This window comes from Streptomyces nojiriensis (assembly GCF_017639205.1).
Classification (GTDB): Bacteria; Actinomycetota; Actinomycetes; order Streptomycetales; family Streptomycetaceae; genus Streptomyces; species Streptomyces nojiriensis.
On record NZ_CP071139.1, the window covers coordinates 6,972,434 to 6,994,930 of the forward strand.

Sequence of the window (22,497 nt, forward strand, 5' to 3'; positions counted from 1 at the left end):
CACCTCCTGGGATTGCTGGATTGCGGGGTTACTTGGCGCCGAGGCCGGCGTCGGAGACCTCGGGCTTGCCTGCGGCCTTGAGCACCTTGTTGAGGAGCGTGAGGTCGTAGATGCCGGTGAGGTCGGGTTCCTCGATGAGCTTGGCCTTGACCGCCCATTCGGACTGGGTCTTGAGGGTGGCGGCCAGCGGGTCGTCGGTGATGGCGATGCCGGGCCAGGCGGGGTCGATGACCTTGGCGTCGAGGGGCTTGCCGCCTTCGGCCTCGAGGCGGGCGTTGGCGGAGGCCTTGGCCTTGTCCTGGTTGGCGTGGATCCACTCGTTGGTCTTGACGGTGCCGCGCAGGACGGCCTCGACGACGTCGGGGTGCTCCTTGAGGAACTTCTGCGACACGATGATGTTCGTGATCACGAACTTCTTGTCGGGCCACAGGCTGGTCTCGTCGAGGAGGACGGAGCCGCCGTCGGAGACGAGCTTGGAGGCGGTGGGCTCGGGGACCCAGGCGCCGTCGATGGAGCCCTGCTTGAAGGCGTCGGGGGTGACCTTGTTGTCGGTGCGGACGACGGAGACGTCGCCCTTGCCGGACTCGGGGTCGACCTTCCAGCCCTTCTCGGAGATCCAGTTGAGGAAGGCGACGTCCTGGGTGTTCCCCTTCTGGGGGGTGGCGATCTTCTTGCCCTTGAGGTCGTCGAGGGTTTTGATCTTGTCCGGGTTGACGACGAGCTTGACGCCGCCGGAGGCGGATCCGGAGATGATCCGCAGGTTGGAGCCCTTGGACTTGACGTAGCCGTTGATGGACGGCGAGGGGCCGATGAAGCCGATGTCGAGAGAGCCGCCGTTGAGGGCTTCGATCTCGGACGGGCCGGCGTTGAAGGACTGCGGCTTGATCTTGGTGCCGTTCAGTTCCTTCTCGATCAGGCCTTCCTGGAGGCCGACCAGCGCGGTGGCGTGCGTCAGGTTCGGGAAGTACCCGATCCGGACCTCGGAGGCGGAGAGCTTCTTGCCCGCATCCGCCGCGTCGGCGGCCTTCGGCTCGTCCTTCTTCGCCTCGGAGCCGTAGCCGCAGGAAGCGAGCGCACCGATCAGGAGCGGCAGGGCGGCGGCGGCGACGATGCCGCGGCGGAGGGCGGTGCGGGTGCTGGCGGTGGCAGGCACGGGAGGACTTCCTCTCGTGACGGCGTCATCTCATGACGCGCGTCTTCGTCTGTGGAGCAAGGGCGGATACGGCCGGTGGGGGGTATGGGCGCGGAGGCGTGATGCCGGCGGCAATTCGGTCATCGCGCACATCGCGCCACCCCTCCCTGGCCGCTGCCGAGAGCGCCGCTGCCTACGCGGCCGCCCTCCTTCGCGAAGCTGGAGAAGACATCGGGGAGCATGGCTAGAAGTCCCAGCCTTCCTCGTCGGCCTGAACGGTCGTCTCGGCCTTGGAGGCGAAGGACTCGCCCGCCATGCCGGCCGCCAGCGTCGTGCCGTCGGCCGGGTCGATCAGCAGGAAGGACCCGGTGCGGCGCGAATCGGCGTACGCGTCGAGCGCGAGCGGCTCGGCGGTACGGACCACGACACGGCCGATGTCGTTGGCCACCAGCTGCCCGGGGTTCGGGTGCTGGGACAGGTCGTCCAGGGTCAGCCGCGAGGGGATCTCCTTGACGATCGCCTTGACCGTGCGCGTCGTGTGCTTGATCAGCACCCGGGCGCCGACGGCCAGCGGCTGGTCGGCCACGTGGCAGACCGTCGCCTCGACGTCCTGCGTGGTGGCCGGCGCGTTCGCGGACGGCGCGATCAGGTCGCCGCGCGAGATGTCGATGTCGTCCTTCAGCCGCAGCGTCACCGACTGCGGGGCCCAGGCGATGTCCACGCTCTCGCCGAGCGCGTCGATGCCCTCGATGACCGAGGTCCGGCCGGAGGGCAGGACGGTCACGGCCTCGCCGACGCGCAGCACGCCGGAGGCGATCTGGCCCGCGTAGCCGCGGTAGTCGGGGTGCTCGGCGGACTGCGGACGGATCACGTACTGCACCGGGAACCGCGCCGGGCAGGCCGTGAGGTCGTGGCTGACCGGGACGGTCTCCAGGTGCTCCAGCACGGTCGGTCCGCCGTACCAGTCCATGTTGGCGGACGCGTCCACGACGTTGTCACCGGCCAGGGCCGAGATCGGGATCGCGGTGATCTCCGGGACGCCCAGGTCGGAGGCGTACGCGGTGAACTCCTCGGCGATGGCCGCGAAGACCGACTCCTGGTAGCCCACCAGGTCCATCTTGTTGACGGCCAGGACCACGTGCGGGACGCGCAGCAGCGCGGCCACGGCCGCGTGCCGGCGGGTCTGCTCGATGACCCCGTTGCGGGCGTCGACGAGGACCACGGCCAAGTCGGCGGTGGAGGCGCCGGTGACCATGTTCCGGGTGTACTGCACGTGCCCGGGGGTGTCCGCGAGGATGAACCGGCGGCGCGCGGTGGCGAAGTAGCGGTACGCGACGTCGATGGTGATGCCCTGCTCCCGCTCGGCCCGCAGGCCGTCGGTCAGCAGCGCGAGGTCGGGGGCGTCCTGGCCGCGCTGGGCGGAGACGGCCTCGACGGCCTCCATCTGGTCGGTCAGGACCGACTTGGAGTCGTGCAGCAGGCGGCCCACCAGGGTCGACTTGCCGTCGTCGACGGAACCGGCGGTCGCGAAGCGCAGCAGGGTGGTCGCTGCGAAGTCGGCCAAATTGGCGACCTGATCGGTGGTGCTGGTCATGTCTAGAAGTACCCTTCGCGCTTGCGGTCTTCCATCGCGGCCTCGGACATCTTGTCGTCGGCGCGGGTCGCGCCCCGTTCGGTGAGGCGGGAGACGGCGATCTCGGCGATCACGGCGTCCAGCGTGACGGCGTCGGAGTCGACGGCGCCGGTGCAGGACATGTCACCGACGGTCCGGTAGCGGATGAGACGCGTCTCGGGCGTCTCGCTCTCCTTCGGGCCGCCCCACTCGCCGGCCGTCAGCCACATGCCGTTGCGCAGGAACACCTCGCGCTCGTGGGCGAAGTAGATCTCCGGCAGCTCGATGCCCTCGCGGGCGATGTACTGCCACACGTCCAGCTCGGTCCAGTTCGAGAGCGGGAAGACGCGCACGTGCTCGCCGGGGGCGTGGCGGCCGTTGTAGAGCTGCCACAGCTCGGGGCGCTGGCGGCGCGGGTCCCACTGGGAGAACTCGTCGCGGAGGCTGAAGACGCGCTCCTTGGCGCGGGCCTTCTCCTCGTCGCGGCGGCCGCCGCCGAAGACGGCGTCGAACTTCAGGCTCTGGATCGCCTCGGTCAGCGGCACGGTCTGCAGCGGGTTGCGGGTGCCGTCCGGGCGCTCGCGCAGCTTGCCGGCGTCGATGTACTCCTGGACGGAGGCCACGTGAAGGCGCAGGCCGTGCTTCTCGACCGTACGGTCGCGGTACTCCAGCACCTCGGGGAAGTTGTGGCCCGTGTCGACGTGCAGCAGCGTGAACGGCACCGGCGCCGGCGCGAACGCCTTCAGCGCCAGGTGCAGCATGACGATGGAGTCCTTGCCGCCGGAGAACAGGATCACCGGCTTCTCGAACTCGCCCGCCACCTCGCGGAAGATGTGCACGGCCTCGGACTCGAGGGCGTCGAGGTGCGACAGCGCGTAGGGCGCATCCGTCTCGTCGTGGACGTGTGCGACGGTCGTCGTCATGCCAGACCCCTCTCGGTGAGCAGCGCGTGCAGGGCCGAAGCCGACTCCTGCACGGTCTGCGTGTGCGACTCGATACGCAGGTCCGGGGAGTCCGGCGCCTCGTACGGGTCGTCGACCCCGGTCAGACCGGAGATCTCGCCCGCCGCCTGCTTGGCGTACAGGCCCTTGACGTCACGCTCCGAGCAGACCTCGACCGGGGTGGCCACGTGGACCTCCAGGTACGAGGTGCCCTCGGCGGCGTGCCGCTTGCGGACGGCCTCACGGCTGTCCGCGAACGGTGCGATCACCGGCACCAGCGCCTTGACCCCGTTGCTCGCGAGGAGCTCGGCGACGAAGCCGATCCGCTGCACGTTGGTGTGCCGGTCCTCGCGGGTGAAACCCAGGCCCGCGGAGAGGAACTCGCGGATCTCGTCCCCGTCCAGCACCTCCACGCGGTGGCCCTCGGCGCGCAGCCGCTCGGCCAGCGCGTAGGCGATCGTGGTCTTGCCCGCGCTCGGGAGCCCGGTCAGCCACACGGTGGCGCCCTGGTCGCTCACGCTCATCTGCTCTGTCTCCGTAAGTTCTTCGCCGGTCGTCGTCATCAGCCGTGCAGTCCGCACTCGGTCTTGCCACGCCCGGCCCACCGGCCGGCCCGCGCGTCCTCGCCCTCGGCGACGCGCCGGGTGCAGGGGGCGCAGCCGACGGAGGCGTATCCGTCCATCAGCAACGGGTTGGTGAGTACGCCGTGCTCGGCGACGTACGCGTCCACGTCGTCCTGCGTCCAGCGCGCGATCGGCGAGACCTTGACCTTCTGCCGCTTCTCGTCCCAGCCGACCACCGGGGTGTTGGCCCGGGTCGGGGACTCGTCGCGGCGCAGGCCCGTCGCCCACGCGGTGTACGCCGTCAGGCCCTCTTCCAGCGGCTTGACCTTGCGCAGCGCGCAGCACAGGTCGGGGTCCCGGTCGTGCAGCTTCGGCCCGTACTCGGCGTCCTGCTCGGCGACGCTCTGACGCGGGGTCAGCGTGATGACGTTGACGTCCATCACGGCCTCGACCGCGTCACGGGTGCCGATGGTCTCCTCGAAGTGGTAGCCCGTGTCGAGGAAGACCACGTCCACACCGGGCAGGACCCGCGAGGCCAGGTGGGCGACGACCGCGTCCTCCATGGAGGAGGTCACGGCGAACTCCTTGCCGAAGGTGTCGACCGCCCAGCGCAGGATGTCCGGCGCGGAGGCGTCCTCCAGGTCCCGGCCCGCCTGCTCGGCCAGCGCCTTGAGTTCCCCGGCCGTGAGACGCACGTCTTGAGTGGTGGTCATATCCCGTCCCCTCCCGCTGATCCCGCTGATCCCGCTGAATCCGACTGAACGCCCCGGGCCAGCAGCCCGAGGTACTTCAGCTGGAAGGCCCGGTTGCAGGCCCTGCATTCCCACGCGCCGTGGCCCGTTTCGTTGGGAAACAGGTCCTCGTCGCCGCAGTAGGGGCAGTAGAAGGGTGCGGCGCGCTCGCTCACGAGAGGCTCTTCTCGTCCGCGCGGGCGACCCACGCCGCGAAGCGCTCGCCGTCCTCGCGCTGCTCCTCGTAGTGCTTGACGACCCGCTCGACGTAGTCGGGCAGACCGGCCGAGGTGACCTTGAGGCCGCGGACCTTGCGGCCGAAGCCGGCCTCCAGGCCGAGGGCGCCGCCGAGGTGGACCTGGTAGCCCTCCACCTGGTTGCCGTCGTCGTCCAGGACCAGCTGGCCCTTGAGACCGATGTCCGCCACCTGGATACGGGCGCAGGCGTTCGGGCAGCCGTTGATGTTGATGGTGAGCGGCTCGGCGAAGTCCGGCAGGCGGCGCTCCAGCTCGTCGATCAGCGAGGCGCCGCGCGCCTTGGTCTCGACGATGGCCAGCTTGCAGAACTCGATGCCGGTGCAGGCCATCGTGCCGCGGCGGAACGGGGACGGCTTGACCCGCAGGTCCAGCGCCTCCAGTGCCCCGACGACCGAGTCGACCTGGTCGGCCTCGATGTCGAGCACGATCATCTTCTGCTCGGCGGTGGTGCGCAGGCGGCCGGAGCCGTGCTGCCGGGCCACGTCCGCGATCTTGGTCAGGGTGGCGCCGTCCACGCGGCCCACGCGGGGCGCGAAGCCGACGTAGAACTTGCCGTCCTTCTGCTGGTGGACGCCCACGTGGTCGCGCCACTGGCCGCTCGGCTGCGCGGGCGCGGGGCCGTCGGTCAGCTTGCGCTTCAGGTACTCGTCCTCCAGGACCTGGCGGAACTTGGCCGGGCCCCAGTCGGCGACGAGGAACTTCAGGCGGGCGCGGTTGCGCAGCCGGCGGTAGCCGTAGTCGCGGAAGATCGAGATGACGCCCTCGTAGACGTCCGGGACCTCGTCGAGCGAGACCCAGGTGCCCAGGCGCACACCCAGCTTGGGGTTGGTGGACAGGCCGCCGCCGACCCAGACGTCGAAGCCGGGGCCGTGCTCGGGGTGCTCCACGCCCACGAACGCGATGTCGTTGATCTCGTGCGCCACGTCGAGCAGGGGCGAGCCGGAGATCGCGGACTTGAACTTGCGGGGCAGGTTGGAGAAGTCCTTGTTGCCGACGATGCGGCGGTAGATCTCGTCGATGGCGGGGGTGCCGTCGATGATCTCGTCCTGGGCGATGCCGGCGACGGGCGAACCGAGGATGACGCGGGGCGTGTCACCGCAGGCCTCGGTGGTGGACAGGCCCACGGCCTCCAGCCGGCGCCAGATCTCCGGGACGTCCTCGATCCGGATCCAGTGGTACTGCACGTTCTGGCGGTCGGTGAGGTCGGCGGTGCCGCGCGCGAACTCCTCGGAGATCTCGCCGATCACGCGGAGCTGCTCGGTGGTCAGCCGGCCGCCGTCGATGCGGACGCGCAGCATGAAGTACTCGTCGTCCAGCTCCTCCGGCTCCAGGATCGCGGTCTTGCCGCCGTCGATCCCGGGCTTGCGCTGGGTGTACAGGCCCCACCAGCGCATACGGCCGCGCAGGTCGTTGGGGTCGATCGAGTCGAAGCCGCGCTTGGAGTAGATCGTCTCAATGCGTGTCCGCACGTTGAGACCGTCGTCGTCCTTCTTGAACTGCTCGTTGCCGTTGAGGGGCGTGTGGTGTCCGACGGCCCACTGGCCCTCGCCGCGGTGACGGCCGGTCTTGCGGCGCGCGGCGGCTGCGGGTGCGGCTGCGGGCGTTTCGGGGGTGGCGGCCATGGCGGTACGTCCTTCTTCGGCGGCTCGAGGCAAGGGCAGGGGGAGGCGGCGGCGCTCCCCTGCGGGCTCGGCGGCTCCGAGCGGGTGTGGCTGATTCCCGCTCCGCGCCGGGGTTGCCGGCGGGCAGGGCGGTACTACGGCCTCAGGGGGCTAGCGGGTGATCGGCGCGTCCGCGGCGGCGGGGACGACGGCGATGTGCGGCGTGGCTGGTTCCGTCAGCGCGCCGGACAGATGGCGCTGGACATGCGGCCGAGGTCGACGTGCCGCCGACTCACCAAGGCAATTCCAGCTCCATTCATGGCGGAAGCGTGTCATGTGCCGATTGGAGGAGTCCACTACTGTCCGCGATTCGGACGAACTCGTCTCGAAGGATGGGATGACGTGACGGGGGTCACCTATCGAAGCCGGCTCCGCCGGCCCCGGGGCTCCGCTGAGATCAAGCCTCGCCAGGGGGCACCTCCCAGCGGTAGCCGGGGGAGTTTGAGGCGCGGGGGTTCGGGTGCGGCGCCCCCGCAGCGGCGCCGCACCCGGTGCGCTCGGTCGACCGGCCCCGGAGGGGCTACGCGCCGGGCCAGGGGCCGGGGGTCGGGGTCTCTTCCTTCTCTTCCGTCTCCGTCTTGAAGACCTTGAAGCCGCGTCGCTCGTAGTTGCTCATCGCCGTCGGCCCGTCCTGGCTGCACGTGTGCACCCACACCCGCCGGGTCGGCTCCAGCTCCGGCCAGCGCTCCGCCAGGGACCAGGCGCGGGCGACGCCCACCGACAGCAGGTGCCCGCCGATCCGGCGGCCGCGGAAGTCCGGGAGCAGGCCGAAGTACATGATCTCCACCACGCCGTCGTCCTGCGGGTCGAGCTCCACGTACCCGGCCGGCGTGCCCCGGTCGTACGCGACCCAGGTCTCCACCCCCGGCCGGTCCAGCTGCTCCACCCACTGCGCGCGGGTCAGGGAGAGCCGGTCCGTCCAGTGGATGTCGCCGCCCACCGAGGCGTACAGGAAGCGGCTGAACTCGGGGGAGGGGACCTCCGCCCGCGCGATGGATATCTCCGGGCCCGCCGGAGCCGCCGGGACGAGGTCCGCCGGAGAGGTCATCTCCAGCGACCAGGTGGTGAGAGTGATGGTGCTCATGCAGCTCAGGGAATCATGCCGGGCCCCGTCCGGCCCAGGCGGGCCCGGACCACCGACGGCGCGGTCGAGTGCGGGAGCAGCGCGGCCGGGTCCTCGGGACGGACCAGCTCCACCTCCACGTCCTCCGCGAACCGGTACGGCCGGTGGGTGAGGACGCCCGCGAGGTGGCGGCGTACGCGGGACAGCTCCGCGCGGACCGTCACCGTGCGCGTCGGATCACCGAACAGCTCCCCGGCCAGCTCCGCCGCCGAGCGCCCCCGTGCCCCCTCCGCCAGCAGGAACAGCAGCTCCGCGTGGCGCGGGCTCAGCTCCTGCGACCAGCTCCCGGAGGGTCCGTACACCGTCACCGACCAGCATCCCGCCCGGCTGAGGTCCAGGACGATCCGGGTCACCGCCGTGCTGTGACGGTCCTGGGCGACCCGCAGCAGCCAGCCGCCGGGCAGCGGCTCCACCACGCACTCCCCGAGCCGCGGCACCCACGCCCGGCCCGGCCCGAAGCCCTTCGGCAGCGGGATCCGCTCCGCCGGGGCCAGGCCCGTCACCGCCGCCGTCCAGCCGTTCGGGTCCACCGCGAGCGCCCGCCCCGGCAGCCGCGCCAGCAGCGGGGCCGCCACCGTCCGCAGCCGCTCCAGCGACTCCAGGTGCCGCAGCCGCAGCTCCCGCTCCGCGAGCCGGGCCACCGAGCTCACCCACGCCAGTGTCGCCGGGTGCATGGTGGCCAGCGGGCCGCTGACGTCGACCACGCCCAGCAGCCGCCCGTCGCGCGGGTCCCGCACGGGCGCCCCGGCGCAGGTCCAGTCGTGGTGGCTGGAGACGAAGTGCTCGGCCGAGAACACCTGCACCGGGCGCCGGGCCACCAGGGCGGTGCCCACCCCGTTCGTGCCGACGACGGCCTCGTCCCAGTCGGCCCCCACCGTGAAGCCGAGCCGGTCCGCCTTGCGCAGGATGGAGGAGTGGCCCTCCCGCCACAGCAGCCGCCCGTCCGCGTCGGCGACGACCATGATGTGCAGGGCCTCGTCCAGGGCGGGCAGCAGCCCCTCGCGCAGCACCGGCAGGATCTCCCGCAGCGGCGACACGTGTCGCCGCTCCTCGGTCTCGGCGGCCGACAGCATCCGCGAGCGCGCGTCCCGGTCCGGGTGCACCCCGCCGGCCAGCATCCGGCGCCAGGACTCGGCGATCTCCGGCCGGGGCGCGGCCGGCGGCCGGTCCCCGGCCAGTGCCGCCGCCCGCACGCCCTTGAGCAGACGGGCCGCTGCCCGCGCGTCCATGGCCGAGATGCGTGCCGCATCGACCGTGCTGCCTGTGGTGTCGGCCACCGGAACCTCCCCGAGCGAACAGGACGTACGACGCAAGCCGCCCGGGCGGTCCGCGCGTGCCGCTTCCCCCGGGCACCCCGACGGACGGCTGCCGACTCAAAGGTTGCAACGGTATGCAACTCTCGCCAAGTCCCGGTCGGCCGACCGAAACTGTCCGGACGCCGCAGAGCGGCGTGCCGGCTCCTCCTCGGGGCTTCGGATCAGGGGTGGTGCCGAGTCGGCGCGGCGCCACCCCTGTGCCGGTCGACGGGCCCGGATCCCGGCTGGGAGCGGTTTGGGGACCGCCGTGGAGCCCGACGGGGGCTCTCTCCTAGCCCGAGATCCGTGCCCGTTCCACCACCGTGCGCAGATCCAGGCTGTGCGGCAGCGTGCCGAAGGCCGCGCCCCAGTCGCCGCCCAGCCGCGAGGCGCAGAACGCGTCCGCGACCTCCGGCGGGGCCCACCGCACCAGCAGCGATCCCTGGAGCACCAGCGCCATGCGCTCGACCACGCGGCGGGCCCGCGCCTCGATCCCCTCCAGGTCGGCGAGATCCGTCAGCAGGTCCTTGATGGCCGAATCCAGCCGGTGGTCGGCGCCCCGGGCCAGGCCGACCTCCTGGAGGAAGGCGTTCAGCGCCTGCGGCTCGCGCTGGAGGGCGCGCAGTACGTCCAGCGCCTGCACGTTGCCCGAGCCCTCCCAGATGGAGTTCAGCGGGGATTCGCGCAGCAGTCTGGGCAGCCCCGACTCCTCTACGTAGCCGTTGCCCCCCAGACATTCCAGGGCCTCCGCCACCATCGGCGTACAGCGCTTGGTCACCCAGTACTTGGCCGCGGGCACGGCGAGGCGCAGGAAGGCCTTCTCCTGCTCCGTTCCGGCGTCGTTGGCGGCCGCCAGGCGCAGGGTCAAGGTGGTGGCGGCCTCCGATTCCAGGGCGAGATCGGCGAGCACGTTGCGCATCAGCGGCTGGTCGATGAGCGGTGCTCCGAAAGCAGAGCGGTGCTCCGCATGGTGCACGGCCTGGGTCAGGGCCTGCCGCATCAGCGAGGCCGAGCCGATGACACAGTCCAGCCGGGTCGCCGCGACCATCTCGATGATGGTCCGCACCCCGCGGCCCTCCTCACCGACCCGCCGCGCCCAGGTCCCGTCGAACTCCACCTCGCTCGACGCGTTCGACTTGTTGCCCAGCTTGTCCTTCAGCCGCTGGATCGCGAAGACGTTGCGCGTGCCGTCCGGCAGCACCCGCGGCACCAGGAAGCAGGTCAGCCCGCCCGGAGCCTGCGCCAGCACCAGGAAGCCGTCGCACATCGGCGCCGAGCAGAACCACTTGTGGCCGGTCAGCAGGTACTCGCCGGACGCGTCCAGCGGCACCGCGGCCGTCGTGTTCGCCCGTACGTCGCTGCCGCCCTGCTTCTCGGTCATCCCCATGCCGAAGAGCACACCGCTTTTCTCGGCGGCCGGCCGCAGTCCCTGCTCGTACACGTGCGAGGTCAGCCGCGGCTCCCATTCGGCGGCGAGCTCCGGATCGGTGCGCAGCGCCGGTACGGCGGCATGAGTCATCGAGATCGGGCAGCCGTGCCCCGCCTCGGCCTGCGACCAGATGAAGAACCCGGCGGCCCGGCGCAGATGCCCGGCCGGACGCCCCCAGGCGTCGGTCAGCCCGGACGTCACGGCGTGCCCGAGCAGCCGGTGCCAGGCGGGGTGGAAATCGACCTCGTCGATCCGGTTCCCGTACCGGTCGTGCGTCCTCAGCTTGGGCGGATTCTCGTTCGACTGCACACCCCATTCCTGGGCCTGCGCGGAACCGGCCGCGCGCCCGAGGTCGGTGAGCTCCTGCCTTACCTCGCCGAGGAGTTCGGGATCCGCGGCCGCGAGGTGACGCTCGACGCCCTCGGTGAGGGCCCGATCGCCGCCGTAGACGTCGTACCCCACCAGGGGCGGGGCCTGGTTGCTGACTGTGTGGGTGGTGGCTGCCATGCGGATACCGTAAGGACGTGCAGCCAGCAAAAGAAACACCCGAGCGGATCCCAGGACGGCTCCACCGGGCCCGTGCCCTTTACCGCAACGTCTCGATGCGGAAGATGGGCTGGCTGCTGCTGAAGGACACCGTCAACTCGTGCATCGAGTACCGGATCCTCGGGCTCGCGGCCGAGGCGGCGTTCTTCACGCTGCTCTCGCTGCCCCCGCTCTTCCTGGGCCTGCTGGGTCTGCTCGGCTACGTGGACGGCTGGACCGACACCCGTACGGTCGAAAGCATCGAGGAGAACATCCTGGCGGCGGTCGGCACGGTCCTGTCCGACCGGGGCGTCAACGACATCGCGCGGCCCCTGCTCGACGACGTCACCGGACGCGGTCGCCCCGACCTGATCTCGCTCGGCTTCGCCTTCGCCCTCTGGTCGGGATCGCGCGCCGTCAACGTCTTCATCGACACCATCACCGTGATGTACGGGCTCGACGGCCAGCGCGGCATCGTCAAGACCCGGCTGCTGGCCTTCCTGCTCTACGTCATCGCCCTGCTGATCGGCGCGATCGTGCTGCCGCTGATGGTGGTGGGGCCGGACGCGGTCGTCCGGCTGGTGCCCTGGGGCACCGAAGTGATCGCGGTCCTGTACTGGCCGACCGTGACCCTGCTGTCCATCGCCTTCCTGACGACGCTCTACCACGTGTCCGTGCCCGTGCGCTCGCCGTGGATCGAGGACGTGCCCGGGGCGCTGGTGGCCCTCGCCATGTGGGTGCTGGGCTCGTTCCTGCTGCGGATCTACCTCACCAACACGGTGGAGGGGCCGACGATCTACGGATCACTGGCCGCGCCCGTGGCCGTCCTCCTGTGGATCGGCATCTCGGCCTTCGCGGTGCTGGTCGGGGCCGCCGTCAACGCGGCGATCGACCGGGTCTGGCCCTCCGTGGCCACGGCGGCGGCGCGCGAGGCGAACGAGCGGGCCCGGGAGGCGGAGGCCGCCCAGCTGATCGCGCGGGCCGCCGCCTGGCGGGCGATGGCGGAGGGCGAGTCGGAGGACGACGAGGACGACGGGATGCCGTCGGAGTTCCCGGAGCGGTGGTCGAAGTTCCTGCCGCCAGAGGACTACCACTCCCGGCTGCGCAAGCACTGAGGGCCCCGCCGGTGGTGGGGAAACGCTACGCCGGGCCCTTCACCCCCCAGGCGGTGAGCAGGCCGGGGGAGAGCGCGGCGCAGTCCGGGGAGTCGAGGTAGCGGATCGCCGCGTCGATCTCCGCGTCGTCGACCAGCCCGGTGGCCGTCATCGGCCCCCGCGCCCGCTCCCACGTACCGGCCCAGAACCGGCTGATGGGGCTGCCCGGCAGCAGCGGGGGGACGAGGATCTCGGCCCCCACCGACAGCAGACCGGCCTCCCGCAGGTGCTCGGGGTACTCCGGTACCCAGGAGACGTCGGTGCCCAGGCTGTCCCCGAGCCCCTGCCACATCGCCCGCATCACCCGGCCGTACGTGGTCGTCGGCGCGGCGGGCGTGGTCAGGTCGACCGCGTCGCCGAGGACCAGCACACCGCCCGGGGCGACCAGGGAGGCGAGCTTGCCGATCATCCGGGGCCAGTTCCGCAGGTGCATCAGCACGAACCGGGCGTGCACCAGCCGGAACCGTCCCGGACTGAAGTCCAGGGCGGTGATGTCCGCCTCCAGCGCGGTGAGCCCGGGCGCCGGGTGGGCCCTGAGGAAGGCCGTGTCCCGGTCGACGGCGAGGACCTCCGAGACCCCGGCCCGGTCCAGGAGGAGCCGGGCGACCGTACCCGTTCCCGCCCCCACGTCCAGGCAGTGCCAGCCCGGTCCGGCGCCCAGCGCGCGCAGCCGTGCCAGCGTGAAGTCGTCGTAGGCGAGCGCGCCGAGGTCGATCCGGTCGTCCTCGCCCGCCAGCTCCGGCCGGAACACCGCCTCGCCGTAGCGGCCGCCGGCCACCGCCCCGGGACGCGGCGGCGGGTCCTCGTCGGGCAGGTTCACGTCCGGACCTCTTCACGGGGCGGGGAGGGGGATGCGGCGGACGCGGCGGATGCGGCCCGCATCGGCCGCATCCGCCGCCCCACCGATCCTCCACCGGCGCCCGCCCGCCCCGGCGAGGCGCGCCGGGCCTGATCCGAAAGAGACGCCCGGTCCTCAACCTGGAGTGGTGTACGAGGAAGCGGTGTCCGCGGCCGTCCCCGGAGCCGTGCTGTGGCGCGCCACCGCGGGCGGCGGTTCGGTGGTGCTGCCCGACGGCCGCATGGACCTGCTGTGGGCCGACGGGCGGCTGCTGGTGGCCGGACCCGACACCGGGCCGCATCCGGCCGGGGAGGTCCCCGGCGGCGCCTTCGCCGGGATCCGGCTCGCGCCCGGCACCGCGCCCGCGCTGATCGGCGTACCGGCGCACGCGCTGCGGGACCGGCGCGTCGCGCTGGCCGACCTGTGGCCCGCCCGCGCGGTACGGCGGGCGTCCGGGCTGGTCGAGGGGTACGGGGACGCACGCGCGGGACTCGAAGCCCTGGCCCGCGCCCGCACCGCCGACGCCGGGGCGCGCGACCCGCTGACCGCCGAGGTCGTGGACCGGCTCCGGGCCGGGGAGGCGATGGCCGCGATCGCCCGCGCCGTCGGTCCAGGGGGGTGTCTTGCCGATCAGGCCGGGCTCGCGTGCCCCGGCACCGCGCCTCATCCCCCAGACTCCGTCCGGGGGGACCCCCAGGTTGTCCTCGGTCGGCGACGCTCCGCGTCGCCTGCCTCGTCCGCCTTGCGACGCACGGCACCGGACCCCGCTCCCTGATCCGGCCCGATCGACACGACAAGACACCCCCTCGGGAGCGGCAGCTGCACCGGCGCTCGCTCGACGCCTTCGGGTACGGCCCCCGGACGCTCGGCCGCATCCTGCGGCTGCGCCGGGCCCTGGCCCTGGCCCGCGCGGACCTGCCGTACGCCGAGGTCGCCTGCGTCGCCGGGTACGCCGACCAGGCGCATCTCGCCCGTGAGGTGCGGGCACTGGCCGGGACGACCCTGCGGGCCTACGTCGCCGGGGCCGCAGGAGCCGACGGGGCGAAGAGCGCGACTCCGCAGCCGTCCGGGTCGAGGACGACCGCGTAGCGCTGGCCCCAGAAGGCGTCCCAGGGCTTCAGGTGTCCGGTGTACCCGGCGCCGGTCAGTTCGGCGTAGAGCGCGTCCACCTCGGCGGGCGAGTCGCACAGGAAGGCCAGGTCCCGGCGGCCGTCGCCGGTGGGCGGGGTCCATGACGGGTCGAAGGAGCGGATGGTGTCCTCCGTGTCCCACGCGATCCGCAGGCCCCGGGCAGGACGGCCTCCACGTGCGGCAGGCCGTCGGCCTCGGCCGGGACGTCCAGCCCGAGGCGGCGGTAGAAGGCGAGCGAGGCGGCCATGTCGGAGACCACCATGCCGATCAGGTTGAGTCGAGGAGTCATGGCAGCAGGCTAGGCGGGCACCGGGCGGCCGTCTTGAACGAATCGGACACCGGCCGCGCCGCGTCGCGCCCGGTGTCAGCGCGGCCGGCGCACCGCCACCGCCGCGCAGGCGACCGCCAACGGCAGCTCCGCGCCCGCCGCCAGCAGCAGCGCCGTCCCCTGACCGCCGGTCCCGGCCGAGGTCGTGACGTCGAACCAGGCGTCCATCACCAGCAGCGCGGCCGTCGCCGCCGCGACCGGGGACGCCCGGGGATCGTGCCGGCGCAGCAGCGCCCCGGTCCCGGTCAGCCCGGCGGCCAGCATCAGGTCCAGGCCGATCCACGCCGTGGACCAGTTGGAGACCTCGCTCGTCTGCGGCATCGTCTTCGCCAGCACCACCACCCAGGGCAGTAACACCAGGCCGGCGCCGGTGAGTACGGTGGCCGTCCGGGGGGTGCGGGGCGTGCGGCCGACGCGGAGGAAGAGGGCGGTGCGGGGACCACGGCGGGTGCGCCAGGCGCGGGCCTGCGGGGCGGCGAGGGCCATGACGAGGGTCTCCTTCCGGCCCGGCGGTCCGTCCCCCGGGCACACCACCAGCCTCGTCGGCCGGGCCCGCGGAATCAGTAGCCCCATGATCCGGATCGAGGGTGGCACCAGGTACACCCCGGTACGGGTGCCCGCGTGATGGCATGCCCCTGATCAGTGCGATTACCGTACGGGCATGGCAATTCGCGGGGGCGCGCCGAGGCGTACGTACACCTGGATCACGGCGCACGCACCGTGGTCGGCATGGGCCTGGCGCAACACGGCCTTCACCGCGGCCGCGATACCGGCCGCCCTGCCCGTGCTCCTCGGCCTCACGTGCACCGTCACGGCGCCCGGGCCCGGCACGATCCCGCCGCTGCTGATCCTGCTGCTCGGCCCGCTCCTCACCCGGCTCCAACGCAGCCGCTTCCGGGCCCTGCTCGGCCTCGACGTGCCCAAGGTCGAACGGGAGGGCGGCCGGTTCACCCCGCGCGGACTGGTACGCCGGATGCGCTCCGAGGCGACCTGGCGGCAGTACGGCTACCACCTGCTGGTCAGCCCGCTCGCCGCCGTCGCCGGCGCGCTGGTGGTGCTCGCCTGGGCCTTCGGGGTCGCCGCCGCCGGCGTCTACGGCTGGATCTGGATCCTGCCCACCGAGACCCGGACTCCCGGCTGGAGCAACGACTGCGACCTCATCACCGTCGGCGGCGTCCTGCTGCTGCTCGCCGCGCCCTGGCTCGCCGCCCTCTTCGCCCGGCTGGACGCCGCAGCCGCGGCCGCCCTCCTCGGCCCGAACCGGGCCCGCGAACTGGAACGGCGGGTCGAGGACCTGGCGGAGAGCCGGGCCGGGGTGCTGGACGCCGCCGACCTCGAACGCCGCCGGATCGAACGGGACCTGCACGACGGGGCCCAGCAGCGACTGGTCGCCCTGGCCATGAACCTCGGCATCGCCCGCGCCACCCTCCCCGACCTGCCGGCCGAGGCCAAGGCCGTCATCGACGAGGCGCACCGCGAGGCGAAGGAGGCCATCGAGGAGCTGAACAGCCTGGTACGGGGCCTGCATCCGGCCGTACTGGAGGACCGCGGGCTCGACGCCGCGCTCTCCGGGATCGCCGCCCGGGCCCCGTTCCCCGTCGAGCTGAGCGTCGACATCGGGCAGCGGCCCGGGGCCACCGTGGAGGCCGTCGCCTACTTCGTGGTCTCCGAGACCCTGGCCAACGTGGCCAAGCACGCCCGGGCGCAGCACTGCCGGGTGGGAGTCGTACGCGGTCCGGCGGCCGACGGATCCGCCCGCGGCGGGGACCTGCTGCGGATCACCGTGACCGACGACGGGGTGGGCGGCGCCGACCCGGCCCGCGGCACCGGTCTGGTGGGGCTCCGCAAACGCGTAGGGTCCGTCGACGGAACCATCAAGATCGAAAGCCCCCTCGGGGGTCCGACCGTCATCACCGTGGAGCTGCCGTGCGGGCTGTGATCGCCGAGGACTCCGTCCTGCTGCGCATAGGACTCGTCAAAGTCCTCGAAATGGCCGGATTCGAGGTGGTCGCCGAGACCGGCGACGCCGAGGGTCTGCTCGCCGCCGTCGGGGAACACCGCCCCGATCTGGCCCTCGTGGACGTGCGTATGCCGCCCGGCTTCACCGACGAGGGCGTCCGGGCGGCCCTGATGATCCGCCAGGAGAGCCCGGGCACGGCCGTGCTGCTGCTCTCGCAGTACGTGGAGGAGCGCTACGCCGCCGACCTGCTGGCCACCCAGACCGGTGCCGGCATCGGCTACCTGCTCAAGCAACGGGTCGCCGACGTCGAGGAGTTCATCGACGCCCTGCGCCGCGTGGCCTCGGGCGGCACCGCGCTCGACCCGCAGGTCGTCGCCCAGCTCCTGCTGCGCCGCGGCGGCGGCCCCGACCCGCTGGCCCGGCTCACCCCGCGCGAGCGCGAGGTGCTGGCCCTGATGGCCGAGGGCCGCTCCAACGCCGGGATCGCGGCCGAACTCGTCGTGAGCGAGAGCGCGGTGGCCAAACACATCAACAGCATCTTCGCCAAGCTCGACCTGCCGCCGGCCGACGGCGACCACCGCCGGGTCCTCGCGGTCCTGCGCTTCCTGGACGGCACGCCGTGACCCCGGCCGAGGCCGAAGGGCCCCGCCGCGGGCCCCGCCTGGCCTGGATCACCGCCGCCGCGCTCAGCGCGGTCCTCGTGGTGGTACCGGCCACCTGGCAGGTGTGGTCCTGGGGGAGCGGGGGCTCCCGGAGCGACACCCTGCGCGGCGGCAGCGACGGCCGCCCGGTGACCGCGCTGGAGATCGTGGGAGGCGACGCCGACATCACCGTCACCCCCCGCGCGGACCACGAGGTCGGCTACCGGGCCACGGTCAGCTGGTCCCTCAAGGCGCCCACCATCGAGGAGAGCCGGCTCGGCGACACCCTGCGGCTGACCCCGCACTGCCCCGGCGACGGCTTCTGGCCGGGCGCCGGGGCCGGCTGTTCGGTCCGGCTGGCGGTGACCGTACCCGTGGACATCCCCGTGAAGGTGACGACCCGTTCCGGCCGGATCGCGCTCAGCGGACTGGGCGGCTCCGTCGACACGGAGGCCGACTCGGGCCGGGTCGAGATCGTCGGGCTGCGCGGCCCGCTGCGCGCCAAGGTCGGCTCGGGCCACCTGCACGCCACCGGACTCGCCTCGGACCGGGCCGAGATCCGGGTCGGCTCGGGCCGGGCCGAGGCCACCTTCGTCACCCCGCCCGACGAGGTGACGGCCCGCGTCGGTTCCGGCCGCCTGGCCTTCACCGTGCCCGAGGCCACCCGCTTCAAGGTCCGCTGCGAGGCCGGATCGGGCCGCTGCGAGGTGCCGGACGCCCTGCGCGACGCCGCGTCGCCGCGCGGTCTGGACATCGAGACGGGCTCCGGCCGCGCGCAGGCGGGGTACCCGGACGGGCCCTGGGCGACGCCCGGGGAGTCATAGCCCCGCCGCACGCAAAGGCCGCTCGAAAACACCGCCAGAAAAGGCCGCCCGAAAAAGAAGTGGCCCCGGCAGGACCGGGCTTGTTACGGTGGATCGGTTCCCGCCGACCGGTGGGGGACGACCGGCATGTGCATGGACCCGGAGGTGAGTTCGTTGATGACTGTCATCGCGCAGGGCGCTGCCCGCACTCAGAAGACCATCAATGTCACTTCTGTGGTCTCCGGCTGACCTCACACCTCTTCGCGCGCCGCCACCGAGCGAGCGCCCGCGGCCGGGGCCACCCTGTGAAGGGTTTCCCTTGTCTTTCTCCGCTCTCCCGTCCTCCTTCCCGCACGCTTCGCTCTCGCACGCCCTCGCCCCCCTCGGCTGGGACGACGCGTGGGAGGCCGAGTTCGCCCCGTACGCCGAGCAGGGCCTCCTGCCCGGCCGCGTCGTACGCGTCGACCGCGGCCAGTGCGACGTCATGACCGCGGACGGCATCGTCCGCGCCGACACCGCCTTCGTCACCCCGCACGACCCGCTCCGGGTCATCTGCACCGGTGACTGGGCCGCCGTCGAGGCGGCCGGCAATCCGCGCTACGTGAAGGCGTACCTGCCGCGCCGGACCGCCTTCGTGCGGTCCACCTCCTCGCAGCGGTCCGAGGGGCAGATCCTCGCCGCCAACGTCGACCACGCCATCATCGCCGTCTCCCTCGCCGTCGAGCTGGACCTCGGGCGCATCGAGCGCTTCCTGGCCCTGGCCTGGGAATCGGGGGCGCAGCCGCTGGTCGTCCTCACCAAGGCGGACCTGGTCCCGGACGCGGCGACGCTCGGGCACCTCGTCCAGGACGTGGAGGCCACGGCCCCGGGCGTCCAGGTCCTGACCGTCTCCTCCGTCACGGGGGAGGGTACGGACGTGCTGGCCGCGATCGTCGGCGACGGCACCAGCGTGCTGCTCGGCATCTCGGGCGCCGGCAAGTCCACCCTGGCCAACGCGCTGCTCGGCGCCGAGGTCATGGAGACGCAGGAGGCCCGCGAGGTCGACGGCAAGGGCCGGCACACGACCACCACGCGCAACCTGCTCGCCCTGCCGGCCGGCGGCGTCCTGATCGACACCCCCGGACTGCGCGGCGTCGGGCTCTGGGACGCCGAGACCGGGGTCGGCCAGGTCTTCTCGGAGATCGAGGAGTACGCGGAACACTGCCGCTTCCACGACTGCGCGCACGAGGCGGAGCCGGGGTGCGCCGTGCTGGCCGCGCTGGACTCCGGTGAGCTCGCGGACCGCCGCCTGGAGAGCTACCGCAAGCTCCTGCGGGAGAACCAGCGGATCGTCGCCAAGACGGACGCCCGGCTGCGGTCGGAGATCCGCCGCGACTGGCGCCTGAAGTCGGCGGTGGGCCGGGCCAACCACGCCGCGAAGCGGGGCGGCCGCGTCTGAGGCACGGCCGGGGACGGGGTGCCGCAGTCCGGGACCCCGCCCCCGCCCGGAAGCGGCACCCGGCATCGCGCCGCAGCGCCCTCACCGAGATCCATCGGCCCGAGGCGTTCGACGACGCGCAATTCCAGGGCGGCACGGTCGGCTTCGACCACGCACACTTCAGCGGCGCCAACGTCAGCTGGGGCCGCCTCCGGCCGCCCGAGGACGGGACGGGCTGAACTCGGGCCCGACTCCCGACGGCCGCATCACCGACCTGTCCGGACAACAGGCTAGGGGGACGGGCGGGAGGCCCGTCGTGCGCTGTGGGCGATCCGCCGGAGCGGCGACAGGGCGTACCCGGCCGTCACGTATCCCGCGGCGGCCGACAGGGGGACGAGAGCGGCCAGGACCAGCGCGGTGGACGCCACCAGCGAGTCCTGGGGCTGCTGCCGCGAGGGAGCCGGACAGGGGGCCGGCCCGCTGTCCGGCGGCTCCGGACAGCCGGCGGGCGCCAGGACGATCGCGGACTCCGAACGCAGTTCGAGGACCGGATCGTTTCCCCTGCTCACGGCCTGCACCGCGAGCAGGTGGACAACGGCCAGCAGCGCCGTCCCGGCCACCATGACCCCCCCGCCGTAGAGGCAGGTGAGACGTAAGCGGGTCACGGACGGCCGCTGCGGCGCCATGGCGTGCGAGGCCGCGGAAACGGCACTTCCCACGGCATCGACGATGGCGCGCCCCCTGATCCGGATCGGCACCGGTACTCCCCCTCAAAGCGTCACGAGCCCCGACCCCCCACTGTCGCGCCTACGCCCCTAAACAGAGCGTCAGCACCGGCTGCCGTACGTCGACGCGCAGCCACCCGCACGCTCCGGTCAGAGCCCCCACGCGTGGACGCGTTCGGGGTGGATCCGGATCACCTCCGGGCTGAAGTGGGAGCCCAGCTCGTGCGGGCCCGTCTCCAGCGTGGCCCGGCCCCGGATCTCGATGCCGCGCACCCGCCACGGCCGGATGCTCACCAGGTCGTCCACGACCAGGGACAGCCGGGGGTTCCCGTGCAGGTTGCGCCACTTCTTCGTCGTGCCCATCGCCATCCCGCCCACCAGGATCGTCCCGTCCTCCTGCGGGAAGAAACCCACCGGGTTCGCCTGCGGCTGCCCGGCCGCGTCCACGGTGGCCAGGCGGCCCAGGTGCTGGGAACGCAGGTACGCCAGTTCGGCCTCGCTGAAACCCTTGAAGTCCGTCATACCGCCCACCCTCGCAGCCCCCGCCGGTCCCCGCATCGGGCTACGGACCTAGGCCGTCTCTTTCGGATCTTGCCGGGCCCGCGGCGTCCGGCACCGCACCTGGCCGCGTTGTCGAGGCACCCGAGTACGTCCAGTACACGGGCGCCCCTCCGCCTTGCCAGGCACGGCACCGGACGCCGCGGGCTCGGCCGACAAGATCCGAAAGAGACGGCCTAGGTCACCGGGGACGGTGGGTCTGGGCCTGCTTCAGGAGTTCGGTGTACGGCATCTGAGCCATCGAGCCGCGCACGAGTGCCAGACCGTACAGGTCGACGGCCCGCCTCTGCTCGTTCGGGGTGACGAAGTTGAAGGGCGTCCGGTCACCCGGACTTCTCACATCCACATAGACGACCGGCCGACGACGGTACAGCCACCAGACCGTCACGCGCTCCCGGCCCCGGGTCAGATTCAGGAGCTCACTGCTCTGGGAGATCGTGGACTGGTACCTGAAGTAGTCCTTGTTGGCCGGCGGGGGCCCTGGAGGATCGTCGTCCTTGCCTTCCTTCTTCAGTTTTCCGCGCCACTTCCCCTTCAAGGCGGCATCCACTGTCATCCGGTCCTGCCTGAACGCGTAGGCCTGGACCTGGGCGCTGATTGCTTCGTAGCCGGTCGTTTCGGGCTTCTTGATCTCGACGACCACGTCCTCCGAAATTTCCTCCTGCGGGCTCAGCTCCCGCCCCGGCGGCTTGACCAGCTCGCCGGGTTTGAGCAACTTGTATTCGTCTTTCGGGTCGCTCGCGAGCTTGGCCTGGATCCAGTAGATGCTGCCGATGATGTGGACCGGAACCTGGCCGGAGTTCTTGAGGCGCAGACGGACCCGCAGGTACATCTTCGACCCTTCACTGTTCAGGGTCGGCATTCCGATCTCGGCCGAACCCTGCACCAGGGGACGCGTCATGGCGCTACGGGACCACCGGGTTCCCGTCGTCGAGCGGGGCGCCGCATCCGGTGCAGCAGTGCCCCTCGCGTGCGGTGTCCAGGCGCCCGCACGCGTCGCAGACGAGGTGCAGCAGGCAGGCCGGCTCGCCGGCGTCCGACGGCAGCTGCCGGGCGGGGGAGGCCGGCGTGCCCGGAACGGACGTACCCATGGCGCCTCCACGACCGATCGAGTCAGGGGCTGAGAGCGTAACCCCCGATCGGGAGGGCCGCACCCCGGGCTGCCCGCGCCGGCCGGCGGGCGCCTACTGTGCCAGCACCGCCCCCACCCACGCCCCCACCACCATCAGGCACGCGAACAGCTCCACCAGCACGCTCGTCCCCACCGCCCGCATCACCGCCCGCATCGACGCCCAGGCCTCGCCGTGGGTGCCCAGGCGGAGCCGTTCGCACAGGTAGATGCCGCCCACGAAGCCCGGAACCGCCCCCACCACCGGCACCAGGACGAAGCCCAGGAGCGCCCCGGCCCCCGCGAACACCACCATCCGGGTGGTGATGCCCAGCCCCCGCACCCGCCGGGGCGGCAGCAGCCACTTCACCACCTGGACCACCAGCAGCAGGGCCGTCGCCGCGACCAGCAGGGTCCACGCCGACGCCGAGCGCACGTGCAGCGCCCACCACAGCAGCCCCGCCCACACCAGCCAGGTGCCCGGCACACCCGGGATCAGCACGCCGACCACCCCGAGCAGCAGCACCAGCCCCACCAGCAGCAGCTGAGGCAGATCCATGCGCTC

General features: G+C 72.5%; 24 protein-coding genes and 2 pseudogenes. 7 read left to right on the forward strand and 19 right to left on the reverse strand.

All coding sequences use genetic code 11. The features are described 5' to 3' along the window. Window positions 1–28 precede the first annotated feature (28 nt). From JYK04_RS32345 to JYK04_RS32385, 11 genes are all read right to left on the reverse strand, one after another. Window positions 29–1,153: an ABC transporter substrate-binding protein gene (locus tag JYK04_RS32345; protein WP_202185925.1), complete on the reverse strand. Its 1,125-nt coding sequence runs from the start codon at window positions 1,151–1,153 to the stop codon at window positions 29–31. Between the two features lie 223 nt (window positions 1,154–1,376). Then, window positions 1,377–2,726 (reverse strand): sulfate adenylyltransferase subunit 1, encoded by a 1,350-nt coding sequence (locus tag JYK04_RS32350; RefSeq protein WP_189745787.1) that lies wholly within the window; start codon window positions 2,724–2,726, stop codon window positions 1,377–1,379. Between the two features lie 2 nt (window positions 2,727–2,728). Further along, window positions 2,729–3,667 (reverse strand): sulfate adenylyltransferase subunit CysD, encoded by a 939-nt coding sequence (gene cysD, locus JYK04_RS32355; RefSeq protein ID WP_189745789.1) that lies wholly within the window; start codon window positions 3,665–3,667, stop codon window positions 2,729–2,731. Continuing rightward, a complete protein-coding gene (cysC, locus tag JYK04_RS32360) occupies window positions 3,664–4,209 on the reverse strand; it encodes an adenylyl-sulfate kinase (protein ID WP_030009619.1) in 546 nt (181 codons plus the stop codon). Before cysC ends, cysD begins: the two co-directional genes overlap by 4 nt. Before the next feature lie 38 nt (window positions 4,210–4,247). After that, entirely contained in the window at window positions 4,248–4,961 is a 714-nt protein-coding gene (locus tag JYK04_RS32365) for a phosphoadenylyl-sulfate reductase (RefSeq protein ID WP_189745791.1), read from the reverse strand. After that, window positions 4,958–5,155: a DpnI domain-containing protein gene (locus tag JYK04_RS41520; RefSeq protein ID WP_229876770.1), complete on the reverse strand. Its 198-nt coding sequence runs from the start codon at window positions 5,153–5,155 to the stop codon at window positions 4,958–4,960. Before JYK04_RS41520 ends, JYK04_RS32365 begins: the two co-directional genes overlap by 4 nt. Beyond that, entirely contained in the window at window positions 5,152–6,858 is a 1,707-nt protein-coding gene (locus JYK04_RS32370) for a nitrite/sulfite reductase (protein WP_189745793.1), read from the reverse strand. The genes JYK04_RS41520 and JYK04_RS32370 overlap by 4 nt, the downstream gene beginning before the upstream one ends. 215 nt (window positions 6,859–7,073) lie before the next feature. Next, window positions 7,074–7,157, reverse strand: coding sequence for a putative leader peptide (locus JYK04_RS42190; protein ID WP_312847410.1), 84 nt, complete (start codon window positions 7,155–7,157; stop codon window positions 7,074–7,076). Between the two features lie 260 nt (window positions 7,158–7,417). Further along, window positions 7,418–7,981 (reverse strand): GNAT family N-acetyltransferase, encoded by a 564-nt coding sequence (locus tag JYK04_RS32375; protein ID WP_189745795.1) that lies wholly within the window; start codon window positions 7,979–7,981, stop codon window positions 7,418–7,420. A 5-nt stretch (window positions 7,982–7,986) separates the two neighbouring features. Then, the gene (locus JYK04_RS32380) at window positions 7,987–9,249 is read right to left on the reverse strand and encodes a GAF domain-containing protein (RefSeq protein WP_189745977.1); all 1,263 of its coding nucleotides are present in this window, start codon (window positions 9,247–9,249) and stop codon (window positions 7,987–7,989) included. A gap of 358 nt (window positions 9,250–9,607) precedes the next feature. Beyond that, window positions 9,608–11,251, reverse strand: coding sequence for an acyl-CoA dehydrogenase family protein (locus JYK04_RS32385; RefSeq protein WP_189745797.1), 1,644 nt, complete (start codon window positions 11,249–11,251; stop codon window positions 9,608–9,610). A 17-nt stretch (window positions 11,252–11,268) separates the two neighbouring features. Between JYK04_RS32385 and JYK04_RS32390 the strand changes: the two genes are divergently transcribed. After that, window positions 11,269–12,384, forward strand: coding sequence for a YihY/virulence factor BrkB family protein (locus JYK04_RS32390; protein WP_189745799.1), 1,116 nt, complete (start codon window positions 11,269–11,271; stop codon window positions 12,382–12,384). A gap of 25 nt (window positions 12,385–12,409) precedes the next feature. On the opposite strand, the gene JYK04_RS32395 is transcribed toward JYK04_RS32390, so the two are convergent. Then, on the reverse strand, window positions 12,410–13,243 hold the full coding sequence (locus JYK04_RS32395; RefSeq protein WP_229876771.1) for a class I SAM-dependent methyltransferase: 834 nt from the start codon (window positions 13,241–13,243) through the stop codon (window positions 12,410–12,412). Window positions 13,244–13,409: 166 nt separating this feature from the next. Here JYK04_RS32395 and JYK04_RS32400 point away from each other — a divergent pair, with 166 nt between their 5' ends. Together JYK04_RS32400 and JYK04_RS32405 are read left to right on the forward strand one after the other, a co-directional pair. Next, entirely contained in the window at window positions 13,410–14,036 is a 627-nt protein-coding gene (locus tag JYK04_RS32400) for a DUF6597 domain-containing transcriptional factor (RefSeq protein ID WP_189745801.1), read from the forward strand. Window positions 14,037–14,074: 38 nt separating this feature from the next. Beyond that, window positions 14,075–14,350, forward strand: a pseudogene (locus JYK04_RS32405) (helix-turn-helix domain-containing protein); the annotation flags it as partial. Here the strand turns inward: JYK04_RS32405 and JYK04_RS32410 are convergent. Together JYK04_RS32410 and JYK04_RS41525 are read right to left on the reverse strand one after the other, a co-directional pair. After that, window positions 14,272–14,731 (reverse strand): annotated as a pseudogene (locus JYK04_RS32410) (VOC family protein). The pseudogenes JYK04_RS32405 and JYK04_RS32410 sit on opposite strands and share 79 nt — an antisense overlap. A gap of 25 nt (window positions 14,732–14,756) precedes the next feature. After that, window positions 14,757–15,293 (reverse strand): hypothetical protein, encoded by a 537-nt coding sequence (locus JYK04_RS41525; protein WP_229876772.1) that lies wholly within the window; start codon window positions 15,291–15,293, stop codon window positions 14,757–14,759. 88 nt (window positions 15,294–15,381) lie between these two features. On the opposite strand from JYK04_RS41525, the gene JYK04_RS32420 reads away from it, so the two are divergent. From JYK04_RS32420 to rsgA, 4 genes are all read left to right on the forward strand, one after another. Then, a complete protein-coding gene (locus JYK04_RS32420; RefSeq protein WP_189745805.1) occupies window positions 15,382–16,659 on the forward strand; it encodes a sensor histidine kinase in 1,278 nt (425 codons plus the stop codon). After that, on the forward strand, window positions 16,647–17,303 hold the full coding sequence (locus JYK04_RS32425; RefSeq protein WP_189745807.1) for a response regulator transcription factor: 657 nt from the start codon (window positions 16,647–16,649) through the stop codon (window positions 17,301–17,303). The genes JYK04_RS32420 and JYK04_RS32425 overlap by 13 nt, the downstream gene beginning before the upstream one ends. Then, the gene (locus JYK04_RS32430; protein ID WP_189745809.1) at window positions 17,300–18,145 is read left to right on the forward strand and encodes a DUF4097 family beta strand repeat-containing protein; all 846 of its coding nucleotides are present in this window, start codon (window positions 17,300–17,302) and stop codon (window positions 18,143–18,145) included. The genes JYK04_RS32425 and JYK04_RS32430 overlap by 4 nt, the downstream gene beginning before the upstream one ends. 298 nt (window positions 18,146–18,443) lie before the next feature. Beyond that, on the forward strand, window positions 18,444–19,562 hold the full coding sequence (rsgA, locus tag JYK04_RS32435) for a ribosome small subunit-dependent GTPase A (protein ID WP_229876773.1): 1,119 nt from the start codon (window positions 18,444–18,446) through the stop codon (window positions 19,560–19,562). A gap of 269 nt (window positions 19,563–19,831) precedes the next feature. Here the strand turns inward: rsgA and JYK04_RS32440 are convergent, their stop codons facing one another. The 5 genes from JYK04_RS32440 to JYK04_RS32460 form a co-directional block, all read right to left on the reverse strand. Beyond that, the gene (locus JYK04_RS32440; RefSeq protein ID WP_208809279.1) at window positions 19,832–20,206 is read right to left on the reverse strand and encodes a hypothetical protein; all 375 of its coding nucleotides are present in this window, start codon (window positions 20,204–20,206) and stop codon (window positions 19,832–19,834) included. A gap of 210 nt (window positions 20,207–20,416) precedes the next feature. Next, window positions 20,417–20,788 carry a PPOX class F420-dependent oxidoreductase gene (locus JYK04_RS32445; RefSeq protein ID WP_189745814.1) on the reverse strand — a complete coding sequence of 124 codons (372 nt, stop codon included), beginning with the start codon at window positions 20,786–20,788 and terminating at the stop codon, window positions 20,417–20,419. 217 nt (window positions 20,789–21,005) lie between these two features. After that, a complete protein-coding gene (locus JYK04_RS32450; protein ID WP_189745816.1) occupies window positions 21,006–21,725 on the reverse strand; it encodes a hypothetical protein in 720 nt (239 codons plus the stop codon). 4 nt (window positions 21,726–21,729) lie between these two features. Continuing rightward, complete coding sequence (locus JYK04_RS32455) at window positions 21,730–21,915, reverse strand: hypothetical protein (protein WP_189745818.1); 186 nt, start codon at window positions 21,913–21,915, stop codon at window positions 21,730–21,732. Between the two features lie 93 nt (window positions 21,916–22,008). Further along, complete coding sequence (locus JYK04_RS32460) at window positions 22,009–22,491, reverse strand: DUF456 domain-containing protein (RefSeq protein ID WP_189745820.1); 483 nt, start codon at window positions 22,489–22,491, stop codon at window positions 22,009–22,011. Between the last annotated feature and the right edge of the window lie 6 nt (window positions 22,492–22,497).

Bases quoted from the DNA above. Each gene is read 5' to 3' on its own strand.
- JYK04_RS32375 (WP_189745795.1), bottom strand. From the start codon at position 7,981: ATGAGCACCATCACTCTCACCACCTGGTCGCTGGAGATGACCTCTCCG.
- JYK04_RS32460 (WP_189745820.1), bottom strand. From the start codon at position 22,491: ATGGATCTGCCTCAGCTGCTGCTGGTGGGGCTGGTGCTGCTGCTCGGG.
- JYK04_RS32450 (WP_189745816.1), bottom strand. From the start codon at position 21,725: ATGACGCGTCCCCTGGTGCAGGGTTCGGCCGAGATCGGAATGCCGACC.
- JYK04_RS32350 (WP_189745787.1), bottom strand. From the start codon at position 2,726: ATGACCAGCACCACCGATCAGGTCGCCAATTTGGCCGACTTCGCAGCG.
- cysC (WP_030009619.1), bottom strand. From the start codon at position 4,209: ATGAGCGTGAGCGACCAGGGCGCCACCGTGTGGCTGACCGGGCTCCCG.
- JYK04_RS32385 (WP_189745797.1), bottom strand. From the start codon at position 11,251: ATGGCAGCCACCACCCACACAGTCAGCAACCAGGCCCCGCCCCTGGTG.
- JYK04_RS42190 (WP_312847410.1), bottom strand. From the start codon at position 7,157: ATGAATGGAGCTGGAATTGCCTTGGTGAGTCGGCGGCACGTCGACCTC.
- JYK04_RS32455 (WP_189745818.1), bottom strand. From the start codon at position 21,915: ATGGGTACGTCCGTTCCGGGCACGCCGGCCTCCCCCGCCCGGCAGCTG.
- JYK04_RS32380 (WP_189745977.1), bottom strand. From the start codon at position 9,249: ATGGACGCGCGGGCAGCGGCCCGTCTGCTCAAGGGCGTGCGGGCGGCG.
- JYK04_RS32370 (WP_189745793.1), bottom strand. From the start codon at position 6,858: ATGGCCGCCACCCCCGAAACGCCCGCAGCCGCACCCGCAGCCGCCGCG.
- JYK04_RS41525 (WP_229876772.1), bottom strand. From the start codon at position 15,293: ATGGGGCTACTGATTCCGCGGGCCCGGCCGACGAGGCTGGTGGTGTGC.
- cysD (WP_189745789.1), bottom strand. From the start codon at position 3,667: ATGACGACGACCGTCGCACACGTCCACGACGAGACGGATGCGCCCTAC.
- JYK04_RS32365 (WP_189745791.1), bottom strand. From the start codon at position 4,961: ATGACCACCACTCAAGACGTGCGTCTCACGGCCGGGGAACTCAAGGCG.
- JYK04_RS32445 (WP_189745814.1), bottom strand. From the start codon at position 20,788: ATGACGGACTTCAAGGGTTTCAGCGAGGCCGAACTGGCGTACCTGCGT.
- JYK04_RS32420 (WP_189745805.1), top strand. From the start codon at position 15,382: ATGGCAATTCGCGGGGGCGCGCCGAGGCGTACGTACACCTGGATCACG.